Source organism: Portibacter lacus, from assembly GCF_021533215.1.
Lineage (GTDB): Bacteria > Bacteroidota > Bacteroidia > Chitinophagales > Saprospiraceae > Portibacter > Portibacter lacus.
Genome location: NZ_JAJNKA010000003.1, coordinates 108,328 through 123,078 on the forward strand (window position 1 = coordinate 108,328; position 14,751 = coordinate 123,078).

The 14,751-nt window shown below is 34.4% G+C and carries 12 protein-coding genes and 1 riboswitch; of the genes, 3 read left to right on the top strand and 9 right to left on the bottom strand.

Annotation, left to right across the window (positions count from 1 at the left end):
- Positions 1–4 precede the first annotated feature (4 nt).
- From L2586_RS05645 to L2586_RS05675, 7 genes are all read right to left on the bottom strand, one after another.
- On the bottom strand, positions 5–736 hold the full coding sequence (locus tag L2586_RS05645) for an outer membrane lipoprotein-sorting protein (protein ID WP_235291825.1): 732 nt from the start codon (positions 734–736) through the stop codon (positions 5–7).
- 488 nt (positions 737–1,224) lie between these two features.
- On the bottom strand, positions 1,225–1,545 hold the full coding sequence (locus L2586_RS05650; protein WP_235291826.1) for a hypothetical protein: 321 nt from the start codon (positions 1,543–1,545) through the stop codon (positions 1,225–1,227).
- 73 nt (positions 1,546–1,618) lie between these two features.
- On the bottom strand, positions 1,619–4,744 hold the full coding sequence (locus L2586_RS05655) for an efflux RND transporter permease subunit (RefSeq protein WP_235291827.1): 3,126 nt from the start codon (positions 4,742–4,744) through the stop codon (positions 1,619–1,621).
- A 37-nt stretch (positions 4,745–4,781) separates the two neighbouring features.
- A complete protein-coding gene (locus tag L2586_RS05660) occupies positions 4,782–5,900 on the bottom strand; it encodes an efflux RND transporter periplasmic adaptor subunit (protein WP_235291828.1) in 1,119 nt (372 codons plus the stop codon).
- A gap of 33 nt (positions 5,901–5,933) precedes the next feature.
- Positions 5,934–7,310 (bottom strand): TolC family protein, encoded by a 1,377-nt coding sequence (locus L2586_RS05665; RefSeq protein WP_235291829.1) that lies wholly within the window; start codon positions 7,308–7,310, stop codon positions 5,934–5,936.
- Between the two features lie 76 nt (positions 7,311–7,386).
- Complete coding sequence (locus L2586_RS05670) at positions 7,387–7,866, bottom strand: GbsR/MarR family transcriptional regulator (protein ID WP_235291830.1); 480 nt, start codon at positions 7,864–7,866, stop codon at positions 7,387–7,389.
- 496 nt (positions 7,867–8,362) lie between these two features.
- Positions 8,363–8,686: a hypothetical protein gene (locus tag L2586_RS05675; RefSeq protein ID WP_235291831.1), complete on the bottom strand. Its 324-nt coding sequence runs from the start codon at positions 8,684–8,686 to the stop codon at positions 8,363–8,365.
- A 575-nt stretch (positions 8,687–9,261) separates the two neighbouring features.
- Here L2586_RS05675 and L2586_RS05680 point away from each other — a divergent pair.
- On the top strand, positions 9,262–9,888 hold the full coding sequence (locus L2586_RS05680) for a hypothetical protein (protein WP_235291832.1): 627 nt from the start codon (positions 9,262–9,264) through the stop codon (positions 9,886–9,888).
- 97 nt (positions 9,889–9,985) lie between these two features.
- Here the strand turns inward: L2586_RS05680 and L2586_RS05685 are convergent, their stop codons facing one another.
- On the bottom strand, positions 9,986–12,445 hold the full coding sequence (locus L2586_RS05685; protein ID WP_235291833.1) for a TonB-dependent receptor: 2,460 nt from the start codon (positions 12,443–12,445) through the stop codon (positions 9,986–9,988).
- 33 nt (positions 12,446–12,478) lie between these two features.
- Positions 12,479–12,568: riboswitch (TPP riboswitch) on the bottom strand.
- Positions 12,569–12,627: 59 nt separating this feature from the next.
- On the bottom strand, positions 12,628–13,134 hold the full coding sequence (locus L2586_RS05690) for an AAA family ATPase (protein WP_235291834.1): 507 nt from the start codon (positions 13,132–13,134) through the stop codon (positions 12,628–12,630).
- 84 nt (positions 13,135–13,218) lie between these two features.
- Between L2586_RS05690 and L2586_RS05695 the strand changes: the two genes are divergently transcribed.
- Complete coding sequence (locus tag L2586_RS05695) at positions 13,219–13,803, top strand: hypothetical protein (RefSeq protein ID WP_235291835.1); 585 nt, start codon at positions 13,219–13,221, stop codon at positions 13,801–13,803.
- On the top strand, positions 13,803–14,693 hold the full coding sequence (era, locus tag L2586_RS05700) for a GTPase Era (protein WP_262914112.1): 891 nt from the start codon (positions 13,803–13,805) through the stop codon (positions 14,691–14,693). The genes L2586_RS05695 and era overlap by 1 nt, the downstream gene beginning before the upstream one ends.
- Positions 14,694–14,751: the final 58 nt, after the last annotated feature.

A 14,751-nucleotide genomic window follows, 5' to 3' on the forward strand; every position in this document is an offset into this window, starting at 1 on the left:
CATTCTATTTCTTCAATACCGCTTTGGTAAAAATATAGTCTGGAATTTTCTCATTAAATTTAATATTTACAATTTTGAATTCAGTTCCACTGCCATTTTTAAGCTCATCTTTGTAAATGGTCTTTGTGGGAAACCATCGCCCATCGATCTTTTTCACATTTGATAAGGTCGTTGACTTTAAGAGCTGACCACTTTTAGCATACATTTCTTCTTTAATAGGAATATATCTTTCTTGATCAATCCATGTTTTTCGTTTTACATAATTCACGTCTTCGACTTTAGCATCGAGTTGAATCACCCAATAATTTCGTCCATCGATTTCTTCCTCCCCAACAATCTCAGCATCGTAGATATCTAGCAATTCCCGATCTTCCATCATATCTTCGTAAGACAAGTCAGACCCCATTACTGACTGGCGGAGCATATGTCCTGATAACTGAACAGTCCGATCTGTATCAGGCGAATAAATCCAAAGCCTATCTTCAATCTTAAGCATCTTCGTTCCTTTATCTCGATCAGGAGCAAGGTATTCTGTCATGCTATTCTTATTTCCTTCTGTATACGATCTAGATTCAACCGTTCTAGAGTTTCTTCTTCCATGAATAGTCATTTTCGATTCAACTATTCTCGCTTCAGATGCCATATTAGCATCAACTTTTTGCATGATATCTGTAGCATCTTGAGCAAAAACAGATGTTACCAAAAGGCTAAACAGTAGGAATAATATATTTTTCATTCTAATTCTTTTTTATTTAAACCATTGAAACAGATACAATAGTTCATTTTATGTTACGAATATATAACTTTTTTTATCATTTAGTAACATATATTTGATCTATGTATCAAAAAGTATGAAAATTGATCTATGTCAAGATATCTATACGACCAAAAAAACATGATTTTAATAGTCATTACTCGGCTATTTTTATCTGGACCTTTTTGAAGATTTGTTCATATAAGAATGATGCCTTAATAAATATCATCTTCTCAATGATTAGACGTAATTAGACTTTTATTAAAACAACGATTTTCTATTCCATTTTTAGATTACTTTCTGGTATATCCTTAGGAATCGAATATTGATGATAGGTATATTAACAGGAGTATCAACCTTAGAAACGCGACTTTACAAGTTGCTAATTATATGGACAGATGAGAATAAAAATATGTTGCTTTTTTCGGGGGAAATATTGGGGATAAGAATTTTGAAATTATTTACAGCCACTAAACCATTGATCTAAACTTTTCAACTTGCATCAAAACGTTAATTAACCTTTCATCATCAATTAACCCATTCAACCTTATAAGCCTATAATTCTTTTCGAGTTCCGTTAATGTATTTAAGAAAATTTTAGAAATGTAATCATCATCTTCCTTATCCTCTAAATGATTAATTGAGTAACCCAATGCTAAGACTGCATTTCGCACTCGAGTTGCATATTTGTTGTTAGAATTTTCTATTAAATCTTCAGTTTCCTTGAATACAAAAACCATAAGTTTAATGCAGATATCTCTAACATGAATAAATTTTATTTCTTTAAGCATTTCCCGAATTTTAAAAATGTGCACCCGTCTTGCCCACGGATGCACTGATAATCAATCAATAAAACAATAAACTTTAAACAAGAGCAACTTCAACATTTTCAGCTTTGCTGCTCTTTTTTCTTTTACTTTTAATCCATTCTGTAAGGTTATCTGTAATCAGATAAAATATAGGTACAATAATTAAGGTCAGGATCATCGAACTTGATAGTCCTCCGATTAAAACCCAAGCCAATCCATTTTTCCATTCAGACCCAGCACCAGTTGCAATCGCAATAGGAATCATCGCAATAACCATTGCTATTGTCGTCATTAAAATCGGACGGAAGCGATCCATCGTACCTCTGATCACTGCCTCTTTAGTTTTCATCCCTCTTTCCTTTAGTTGGTTTACAAAGTCTACGATCAAAATTGCATTTTTAACAACTAGTCCAATCAACATGATCAGTCCTAGAATTGAGAAAATACTTAAATTTTGCATAGCTAATGCTAAAGCTAGAAAAGCACCAATTAAAGCTACAGGAACTGACATCATCACCACAAATGGTTGAATCCAGTTATCATACAATGCCACCATAATTAGATACACCAATAACAGAGAAGTAATTAATGCGATTCCCAATGAACCAAAAGCCTCCGTTTGATTCTCAATATCACCACCAAATGTTACTGTAACGCCAGCAGGTAATTCACCTTGATCGATAATAGTCTGAATTTCTTCTCCTACTGTTCCTACAGGTCGACCCACTACATTCGACTCAATCGCTAAAGAAGTTATTTTATCTTTTCTCTCTAATCTCGCAGGCCCTGAAGCTGTCGATATGGTAGCGAATTGCGATAATTTAACCAATTCACCTTGATTATTGAGAAAGGTAAGATTCTCCAAATCACTAGCATTTCTTCTTTCAAATGCATCTAATTGAACCCGAATGTCATATTCATAATCTCCATCCTTAAATCTGGTATCGGTATTCCCTGTGAATGCATTTTGCATGGTAGCTCCTACCCTATCCAGCGAAAGTCCAAGCGATGCCATCTTATCACGATCTATATCAACATCCATTTCTGGGTTTCCATCTTCCACAGTCGCTTTTACTTCAGAAGTTCCAGCCACTTGCGCAATTCCGCTGATGAGTTCATCACTATAATTCATTAAGGTCTCTAAATTATCACCTTGTAAAGTGATCTGAATTGGGGCTGCATTTGCACCACCCATCATACCTACCGCTGCTGATGTAATCTTTGCACCAGGAATTTTTCGCTGTAAATCAGCTTTGATGTTTCTAGCATATTCATCCGAAGCAATGCTTCTTTCTTCTGCTGGAACCAACTTTGCACTTATGCTTGACTTAAATGCACTACCTGCTCCACCATTTGCTCCACCGCCTACATTTGTAAATACATTCACTATATTTTTATCCTCAAATAGAAATTCTTCCACTTGTTGAGTAACATAATTCGTTTGCTCTATAGGTGTTTCCTTAGGTAATTCAATATTAACAATGAATTCTCCATTGTCACCAGAAGCAACAAACTCAGCACCGATATAGCCTTTTGTGACTAATAACAAAGACGAGAAAACAAGTGCGAATATTCCTACAGAACTAACAAACTTATGTGCCAATGTCCATTTCAATATACTTTCGAAACCATCTTTAATCCAATTCAATCCATTTTCAAACCAAATCAATGGCAAATGTTGGATCTTCTTATTATTTAAGTGTGTAAGTTTGGTAAATCTAGATGCCAAAAACGGGGTAAGCGTAAACGACACGAGTAAACTTATGGCAGTGGCTGCAACGACTACCATTGAGAACTGCCTCAATAAATCTGCAACAATTCCAGAAACCAAACCTATTGGTAAAAACACCACTATAATTACAAGTGTAATGGATACAACTGAAAGTCCAATTTCATCCCACGTATCTTTTGCAGCTTGTCTAGCCGATTTCCCTCTTTCCATGTTAAAGTGGATGTTTTCTAAAACCACTATACTATCATCCACTAAAATCCCGATCACCAAGGACAGGGCAAGCAAACTCATTAAATTTAAAGTGAACCCCATCAAACTCATTACTGCAAAAGTAGTTACCACTGAAACTGGAATAGCTACCATTACAATAATCGCATTTCGGATGTTTTTCATGAAAAACAACATGATTAATGCCACTAATACTACTGCTATAAGTAAATCGTGAATCACTGCATCAGCAGCTTCCATTGTAAATACTGACGAATCAGAAGCAATGGTAAAGTTTAAATCTATGTCAGCATACTTTTCTTCAAGTACATCAATTTGTGCTCTAACCTGCTCACTAACTTCTACGGTATTTCCATCTGATTGCTTCGAAATTTCAATTCCTAAAGAATTGATTCCATTAATTCTTGAAATCGAAGTCACTTCTTTTTTCGTGTCATATACCTCAGCTATATCTTTCAAATAAACTTGACTGCCATCTGGTAACGTACTAACGGCTAAATCTCTCATTTGCTCCAAGCCAGAAATTTTTCCAGAAAGTCTTACAAGTATATCTTGATTACTGTCTTTAATACTTCCAGTAGGAAAATCTAAATTTGCAGAGGTTATAGCTTGTGATACTTGCAACAAGGACAACTTATAATAAGCGAGTTTATCTCCACTAACATTAACCGCAATTTCTCGTTCTTCTCCACCTATCAGACTCACTTTAGCTACACCCTCTATTCTTGCAAGTTCAGATGTGATCTGATTTGTGAATAGATTAGTGAAGGCAACTTCATCCAAGTTCGATGTTGCACCCAATCGCATAATCGGCATGTCGGAAAGTGAAAACTTGTTGATACTTGGCGTTTTTACATCATCTGGTAAAAATGCTTCTATGGCATCAATTTTTGATTTTGCTTCTTGTAAAGCTTGATCGATATCTGTTCCATATTTTAATTCTGCAACAACTGTAGAAAAACTTTCTTGTGAAATCCCTGATGTGGACTCTAAGTTTTCTAATGTAGAAATGGCATCTTCTATTTGCTTGGTTACTGAACTTTCAACTTCTGCTGGAGAAGCGCCAGGATAAATCGTAGAGATCGAAAGTACAGGAGTACTTATATCTGGCAAAAGTTCATATGTAAGTGACTGATAGCTAACAAATCCAAAGAATACCATTATCGTAAATATCACGATAATTAGCGATGGACGTTTAACTGATAATTCTGTTATGGTCATTTTAATTTAAGTTTTGTTGAAATGAGGAAATGATTGATTAAAGGTTTTGATTTTCAGTTATGGATTTATCCAAAATCTTAACCTCCTCATTTAAGATTTTCACCTTTTTGTTATTGGATAGATTTAACTGACCACTGACTACAACAACATCATTTTCCATAAGTCCATCAAGAATTTCTATTTTATCCTCCATTGGCTCGCCCACTTTCACATCTATTAATTCAACGATGTCGTTTTCTCCAACCCTATAAATTTTAGGTGATTGCACACTTCCTATGATTGCTTTTCTGGAAACAAATAATCCAATATTGCTGTCCGCTTCAGATGAGATTAAAACCGTTCCAAACATGCCTGGTTTCAATGGAGTCTTTCTTGGATTATCCAATTCAATTTCCACATCGTACTTTCTTCCAGCATCGGCTTCAACACTAATCAAAGAAACCCGACCAATGAATATATCTTGTGGATATACTTCCGTTTTAATTTTAACTTTTTGGCCATTTTTAATCTTAATAATATCTGTTTCACCAATTTTCACTATCATTTTCAATTTACTGACATCAATGATAGAAGCTAAAGTACTTCCTGGTGACGCGAAACTACCTTCTTCGACATTAACCATTTTAACGATACCTGACATCGGAGCCATTGCTTTAGAATATTTTAGCTGCTGTTCAATTGAGGTAACATTGGCCAAGGCATTTTGGTAATTAAGGTTTATTTCTTCAAATTGTTGCTGGCTAATCGCTCCGGCTTCAAGTAATCTTCCGTATCGCTCAACATCCTTTTTCGATTTTTCCATCGTTGCTTTTATGATGTTGAGCTGAGCTTGAATATTCGTGTCATCTATATTGGCAACTGTCTGACCTTTGCTTATATTTTGACCTTCTTTAATGTACAATTTTGTGATTCGACCTTGAGATTCCGCAATGATATTAAGTTCTTTTCTCGCTTCGAATGTACCGGTTAACTCGATATTATTATCGACTTCCATGGCTGTTGCAAGCTCAATTCTAACTGGCAGCTCGCTTATGATTTCTTCCTTGATTTCAGCTTTTGCATCTATTTCTGCTTTGTTAGCAGATAGTGTAGTGTAACCCCAAAACACTAATCCTCCTAAGACTAATAATGTAATTGCTATTTTTAAATATTTCATTTTATTTGTTTATTGATTGTTGTTTATTGAATTTTAATTTATTGATCTAAGTATTTTGCTTAATTGCCCACTTGACTTGATGTGTTCTAATTCCGCTAGGTTCACCTGGAGCAATGAAGTCAAATATTGTGTTTGTGATTCTTTAAGACTTGTTTCTGCATCAAGTAATTCAGTTAAAGGCGCTACACCTTCCTGATAAGAGAGTTTAGTTACTTCGTAAAGTTCTTCAGCAAACTCCATATTCTCTTTTTGTGTTTCTAACAACACCCTGTTTTGTCTTAATTTTTCTTTAGCATTGGCAAATTCCATTTCTACTGAATTGCTTAAATATTGCTTATCCAAATAATACTGAGATTGCTTAACTCGAATTTGTTGAGCTTGGTGGCTTTTTTTGAAACCATCAAAAATGGGAACACTTAAGGATAATCCAATAACACCAGTTGGTGAACCTTGAATTGCATATGCATCTTCCGAAGAAAAAATTCTGTCAGTCTGACCTTGGTATCCATATCTTACAAAACCTGCCAACGATGGATAATAACCAGCCTTGATACTTTCTAATTCTAAATCACTCAACTCCTCTTGCTTAGTAAGCAATCTATAATTCGTATTGTTATTAATATCTACTTCATTCGCTATCGTTGTATATCGGTCACCCTCCATAGCTTCTTCTGATATAGAAATATCTAAATTCGTAGACATTCCCATGTAGAACTTAAGCAAGTTGAGTTGCTGCCCGATTCCAATTTCCAAATTCATTCTTTCGGAAAGAAGGTTTGCTTTATTGATGATCAATTGATCTAAGTCGACCTTTTTTATGATTCCTTCTTGGAATTGAATTCTTGCTATGCGGACCAAGTTTTCTATTCTATCAATATTTGATTGTAGAATAACTTTCTGCTTTTCGCTGATCTGAAGTTGAAAATACAATTGCACGATATTGTAAACCAGATCTTCTGTAGACTTGAAAGTATTTAATTCATAGATTTCTTGGCTTGCTTGAGCGGCTTTTAATCCAGTTCCAATGGCTTTATTAAAAATTACTTGTTGTAATTCTATATTTGCGTTGACTGTATTTGCTACTCCAAATTTCACGGGGATAGTCGTTCCAGGCATTCCAAATACCTCTCCAGGAAGCAATTGTTCTGCTAAAGCATAATTATACAGATACTGACCCGTCCCATTAATTTGTGGCAATGCTGCAGATTTCACTTCTTTGATTTTGTAGGCATTTGCTTCTTCACCCATTCTGATACTTTTAAGTTGCGGATTATGGTCAAGTGCAAACTGTATACACTCTTCAAGTGTTATTTCCTGGCCATCATATTTCTCAAATTCCTCAGCAGAATATTGGGCAAATACGCTACCGAGAAATAAGAGGGAAAAGGTGATTGTTAATATATTTTTCATTGTTTTATTTGTTTTGTTGTTTCTTTTAAATATGTTTTGTTCTGTTCTTTAAGAACTATTTTCTCAAAAAAAAGGGCTAGCCTTTTTCTTTAAAGTAATCTTTAAAAATATTTTGGATATCCAACAGTACGTTTCTAAAGTCCGTAATCTCATTTACAAATTCTGGTTCTTTGTCGACGTTTTTGTGGGACAATACTTCGCCTAGCATTGAAATCATGGTCGACATTGCCAAAATATCTTTTTTCATCTTCGCCTTCCATCCTTTTAAATTCACTTTAAAATACCTTCTTCGATCACCGCTGAAAGTGATATAAGTAATCATTTCTTTATCAAGGAGGAATTTTATCGCATTGCTTATAGCAGACTTACTTGCTTTTAAAAATTCTTGGATTTCAAAAAAGTCTTTGTGAGATGGTTCTGCCAATAATAAATATGCGAATACACGTCCATGTAAGGGAGTTAATCCACTTTGTTCAAAATGGATTCCCATTTTCTCTACCAGCTCTTCTTTGCTGATTTTTTTTTCTTCAACCATGTTAACTTTCTTTGTGTTCATGATGCAAATATAGGGTAAGTTTTTTAGTTCTGCAAGTTAAGAACCAAAAAATATTTAAAATAATTCCTAATTATATGTCGAAACTCATTAACAATGGACTTTTTCGCCAGAGACTTGAGACTTGAGACATTATACTCAATACTTAATACTTGAGACTTGAGACTTGCTTACAAAATCCAAATTCGTAATTCAAAAATCGTAAATAATCAAGGAATTCAAGGTACAGCGTACCGGCCTTGTAATTGACAGTCTTAGTGACATCAATACAAACATTTCAATTTTTATGCATTCTGGATTGACACGAATTATTTCTGAAATTTGGAACTCCAAAGCCGGTGCTTTGCACCTATTTGGTTTTATGTTTACGTAGCTTACAAACAGATCCGGTCCTCTGGACCTAAGATTTTAATTTTTATCAATAAACTGTAAGACAAAAGACGTGAGATCTGAGATTTAAGACTTCAGACTGAATACTGAATACTGAATACAAAAAACTTTAATTAGTAGTATAAATATTTATCTCTGCTAATATTACAAGAATAAATACAAGCTTATTTTGATCAAAAATCCCCATACTGACGGCTTCTTTCAGATCTTTTTCAATAAGTTTTGTTCTTCTTGTAATTATCTTTTGGAATAATTCTTTACTCAATTCTTGAACAGAATTAACAGCATTAGATAACTTAAGGGCACTTCTTCTTAGTCTTTGGGCGATCTTAGACGCTGCTCCCTCTGTAAATGCTTCTGTCTCAATATAAAGCGCGACAACTAGATTAATTATAGTGGGCTTTATTTTCTCAATACTAACTTCATCGATCATAGTACAATTAGTTTCTCATCAAATATTAAAACGCTAAAATACGATCATTGTTTTACTCATATGTAAAATATATCTTAAGTGTTCGTATTCAAATTATTAAACAAATCCGCTTTCCTCATTAAAATAGCATTATTGGACAATTTCGGTGGCTGCGAAATATATCTTGGTTTAACACTTTATTAACTTATAAAAGAAGGCGCATTCGCCTAAAACGTCAGAATTAAAAATAACAAATTTTTAACTTAATTTAAAGGAAATATGCCATAAAGTTATAATATCACTACTATCCGTAGTACAAATGACAAGTCGAACAAGAAGGCCAAATGAATCAAGAAAAATATTAGATATCGGTTTATTCTATTCGCCATTCAGCTATTTATTGTCTCTTATTTTATTTTAATGTTCCAAAAATGAACAATTAGTGAAAATCGTATATTACAAGTGTGAGATAAGAATTCAAAGGTTATTTCTGAATGAAAACAATTGATTAACGTTAAATAATAATTAAAAATACTTTACTCCCAACCCTTCTGTTCTTACCAGCGTTATTATATTTGAAATATAAAGATTAAAAAATGAAGAAAATTCTTGGTGTCGCAGTATTGATCATCTTTGCTATTATGATGAGTTCGACAGATGTATCTGCACAATACGGTAAAAAGAAAAAACGAACAGAGAAAGATAGTGGAAGCAGAGGCGATGAAAAAACAGAGAAGGTAGAAGTCCGCACTGAAAAAGGGACTCCGATTGCACTTGAAAAATTTTGGTTCGGGTTAAATGTCGGTAATCCATTTATAAGCAATAACATTTTTGTCATGGGTCTAGGACCAATGGCTGCCTATAAGTTCAATAATATCTTTTCTGCTGGTTTAATTGGAGATATTAACTACACCTTACTATGGAGGCAAAATTCACCTAATGAAAATTACTTCGATCTCTCGGCAGGTGTATTTGGAAGAGCTAAGTTTTTCCGAGCTTTTTATGCTCATGCTGAATACAACATAACGAGTCTGGACAATGTAAGTACTTTGGAACCAAGAACTAATTTTCCAGTATTATTAGTTGGAGGTGGATATTCTTCGCCGTCTTACACGGCTTGGGGATATGAAGCGACGTTATTATTTGACACGCTTGGAAACTTAGGAAGAGTGACGAATAGGATACCAATTACTTATCGACTTGGGATAACGTATAACTTTTAAGAAAATATAGTTGCGTAATAAATAAGAAATGGCATTCAGTTTATTCTGAATGCCATTTTTTTATGTCAAATTCTAACATTGACCTAAACCAAGAAAATCAAAACTTAAAATTCAAGCCTACTAGAAAGTATCTTCCTGCTTGTGGATACAGTCCAGTTAAATTATAAGTTCCTTCTCCTTCAGCTCTCGCTGATGGATCGTCAGCTACTGGATTATAACCCTCTGAAGAGAATCGGTAAACCCATGCATTACTTACGTATTGCTGATCAAATAAGTTATATACATTGAAATTCAATTGGATCTCTTTTACAAAATTGATTCCCATAAAAGAATAACTAAATAACAAGTCATTATAGAAATAAGCGTCGAGCGCTGCATTCTCATTAGAAGTGTTATCTATATATTGTTTGCCTACGTATTTTGATAAGAGTGAAATTGATAATGCGTGATCTTGGTTATTCCTTAATAACCTAACTCCCATATCATTTGCTAAAATGATAGATGGTGAAAAAGCTAAATCCGTTAATTCATAAGTCTTCTCTATCTGTCCTCCATTATCCCAGTCATCAATATACTCCGTAAATGACTTAATTCTATTTTCTGAAAGTGTTGCATTTACTAAAAAGTGTACACCTCTGAAATCTTTTAATCCTCCATCGAATTCCACGCCACGTCGGTAACTGCTTTCTACATTTTGACGAGAATATTCTCCTACGTCATTAATGGCTCCAGTCAATACCAACTGGTTATCATAGGACATGTTATAAATATTCACGCCAGCACTGAATACATCAGTCTGTAGCGTATATCCTAATTCCAGATCATACAATGTTTCATGTTGTGGGCGACTATTCGTACTGCTTTCTGTGTAATCATTTCGATTCGGCTCTCTATTAGCCACAGCGTATGAAATATAAATCTTCGAATCATTATTTAGAAGGTAAGAAATCCCAGCTTTCGGATTAAAAAAGGACAGATTATCAACTTGATCTACCAAAACACCGTTATCGTCATATCCTTCGAATGCATAATTTACGTATCGATATTGCAAATCCAAGTAAGTCAAGAATCTATCTTTAAACTTATACGACCATTTTCCATAAGTATTAAAATCAATCTTATTTCCAAGATTTCTATAATAATCTGCTGGCGCTATTAAAATAGCTGTATCTAGTGTTTCAACTGGAAAGTCCAGTCCAGAATGCCATCGTACTTGACCGAAATGATTTCCAAGATATTGATTAGCAGAAACACCATATATCAAGTTATGCCGCTCCTCTAAATCTTTATAATTGAATTCTGCAATAACCCCATAAAAGTGATTATCTAACCATCTCTGAATTACAATATCCCTGTCTAACATTTGCGGATCAGATAAACCGAAATCACTTAATTGTTCGTCACCTTTATAGTTTTCGAAAAAACCTAATCCTCTAGTATAATGTCCTTTCAGGTTGATGTTCAAATTTTCATTAACAGCTTTATTATAATGCAATTGCATATGCGATTGATTATAATCATCTACTTCATCCTTATATGGATCACCTGGCTTATCGGTTCCTGCAGAATTATAAGTCCTATCCGTTTCTAGCAATTGATACGGTAATCCATTCCAAGCTTGGTAAGTTATTTCCGATCCTGTCATTAGATTAAAGTTCAATGACGAAGACTCTGTAACGTAGTTAAATGTTCCAGCGAAAGAGTTCAACTTAGAACTTGCTCTATCAATGTATCCGTCTGAATTGATTGCAGAATATCGAATGTCAAATCCGAATTTATTATTAAGCAAACCTGTACCAGCTGAGACACCAATTTTATTAGTGTTAAAAGAGCCAAGTCCAGTAGCTACAGTCATGTAAGGCTTAAGTCTGACTTTGTTGGTTTTCAAGTTGATCGATGCCCCAAATGCAGAGGTACCATTAGTAGATGGCCCTACTCCTCGTTGTATCTGGATTTCTTCAGCAGAAGATGCAAAATCAGGTAAATCTACCCAGAAAACCAATTGAGATTCAGAATCATTTAAGGGAACGCCATTAATAGTAACGTTAATTCTAGAGGGATCTGAACCTCTGATTCTCATTCCTGTATAACCGATTCCAGCACCTGCATCTGAAGTCACCACCATAGAAGGTGTATATTTCAAAACGTAAGGAACATCCTGGCCCAAATTCAATCTTTCGATGCTCTCTCGCTCCGAGTTCTTGTATGAAAATGGCATGTTCTTTTTCACCCAAGTTCCATTTATTTCTATTTCTTCAATACCAAAAATAGATCCGCCAAGAACAAAGGAAACTTCTAAATCTTCTATAACATTAACACTTTCTGTTTCTGGACGATAGCCTAGGTAGGTGGCTTTCAATATATATTCTCCTTCAGGCACATCCTCTATTTCATAGTAACCATTATCATCAGTAATGACACCGTAAGATGTTCCTTCTAGAAAAACGGAAGCGCCTATTAAAGCTTCATTTTCATCGTTTCTAATTTCACCGGAAATGCTAAACTGTGCAGTAGCAACTTGAGTTAGCAATAGGAGTAATGTAATTAATCTTATCATTTATATTAAAATATATGACGGGGGTATCCTGGTAGTCAAGCTACTGCATTTCCCTTATCAGCATTACCTGATCAGGTTCAGTGGGTATAATCTCAGCCAGGACAGGCACCCCAAATGTTAAAAAATTTATGCAAAGGTAATACAATATAAACGTTAAGAAAGCATATAGGCTGCTTTTTTATCTAAGTGGATTCAATAATTGAAATTGCCTCTTTTTTTCGATAAGCTTGCGATCCTTCAAGTATGTGATATTCAAGGTTGTAGAATTCAAGATTCTCTTTATAGATTTCAAATATTTCTTCCCTATCATCTGGGTTCTCTCTTAGTTCATCCGCTTCCCATTCCATTTCAGGCAAACAAAGCAAGTAAATTCGATCACGGTAATTATTGACCTGAGACTCGATCCATTCATCTATTCTGCCATATTTATATTCTAGCCAGATCTTAATGGTTAATAAGTCAGTATCACAAATTAGTAAATCCTCTGCCTTCTGGCTTGCTTCTTTTTCATGCTGATTCTGCCCTTCTCCAATATTTACAACATCTTCGAAAGAGTAATTTTTTTCAATATCTTTCAAATAAGCTCTTGCATATTCTTTGACGAAGTCAATATTATAATAGGATGCAAGATCGGAAGCTAGTGTGGTTTTCCCTGAAGATTCAGGACCAGTGATAATTATTTTCTTCAAGTTTAATGAATTGTCACATTAATATACTAAAATAGATTTTATTCTTTGTTTGTAATTCCATTGAATTACTTTTACATTCGAATTATGCATGATATAGAACCATATTACAAATGGCGTGACCAATATATCGCTTCCGAAGATAGAAAATCACCTTTCTTTGGCCGGGATTATAGTGAATTCACTTTCACTAAAAAGATCTATAATTACTACATTCATCCCCAATGGGATGAATTTGGTTCACATACCATTTACATGAAAATACTCTATGTTGATTACAACTTAGGGTATTGCCACATAGAGCTTATTGGAGAATGGAACGATTGCCTCCACAATGATATTATGTTTATCAAGCGAGAAATAGCGGATCATTTGTATCAGAATGGAATTCGAAAATTTACCCTCTTCTGTGATAATGTTCTTAACTTCCATGGCTCGGATAATAGTTATTATGAGGAATGGTTAGATGATATTGCTGAAGATGGAGGATGGATCTGCTTAGTGAATACTCAAGATCATGTGGAAATGGAAATGGAAAATGCAGAACTTCAATATTATGTTAACTTTGGCGGAATATGGAATGATATTTCTTGGCAAGGTAAAAAACCAGAAAATTTACAATTAATGATAGAAGGATTAATGTCACAAAGCGCTAAAGGATTATCATATTAATGCACTATTCAGGATTCATAAATATAATCGGAAAACCCAATGTTGGTAAATCTACATTGATGAATGCATTAGTGGGTGAAAGAATGTCCATTATCACACACAAGCCTCAGACAACGAGACATCGTATCATGGGAATATTAAGCGGTGATGATTTCCAAATGGTATTTTCAGATACTCCCGGAATCATTTACGATACCAATTACAAGATGCAAGAAATCATGAATAACTATGCCTTTTCCACTAAGGAAGATGCTGATATCATGATGTATGTCACAACGCCTTCTGAAAAAAATGACGCTGAAGATTCTATCATCAATTTTTTAAACTCCGTAAAAGCACCAAAATTTTTAGTGGTGAACAAAATAGATCTTCATACGCCTGAAGAAGTGATGAGCAAAATTCAACAATGGGACAAACTTGTGAATTTTGATGAATTCTTTACTATTTCTGCATTGGAGAAAAAGAATATTCCCTTATTATTCAATGAGTTGCGCAAGAAGCTTCCTGAAGGCCCAGCTTACTATCCTAAGGATCAACTTTCGGACAAATCGGAACGTTTTTTCGTAAGTGAAATTATAAGAGAGAAAATTCTAGAAATTTATCGCCAAGAAATTCCTTATTCAACAGAAGTGGTCATTACAGAATTTAAAGAAGGCTCCAAAAACAATAAGCCACTAGTTCGGATTTTTGCAGAAATATACGTCTCCCGCTCATCTCAAAAACCAATCATTCTTGGAAAAGGTGGAGCGCTCATTAAAAAACTCGGTATTGAATCTAGGAAATCGATAGAAAAATTCTTAGAAAAGCATGTTCATCTAGAATTATTCGTAAAAATTCAGAAAGACTGGAGGAATGATGACAGAAGTTTGAAACACTTCGGATATCAATAAAAACATTGAAATTCATACATTTTTCGTGAAAAACAAGGCAAAACCACTCAAGTATTGC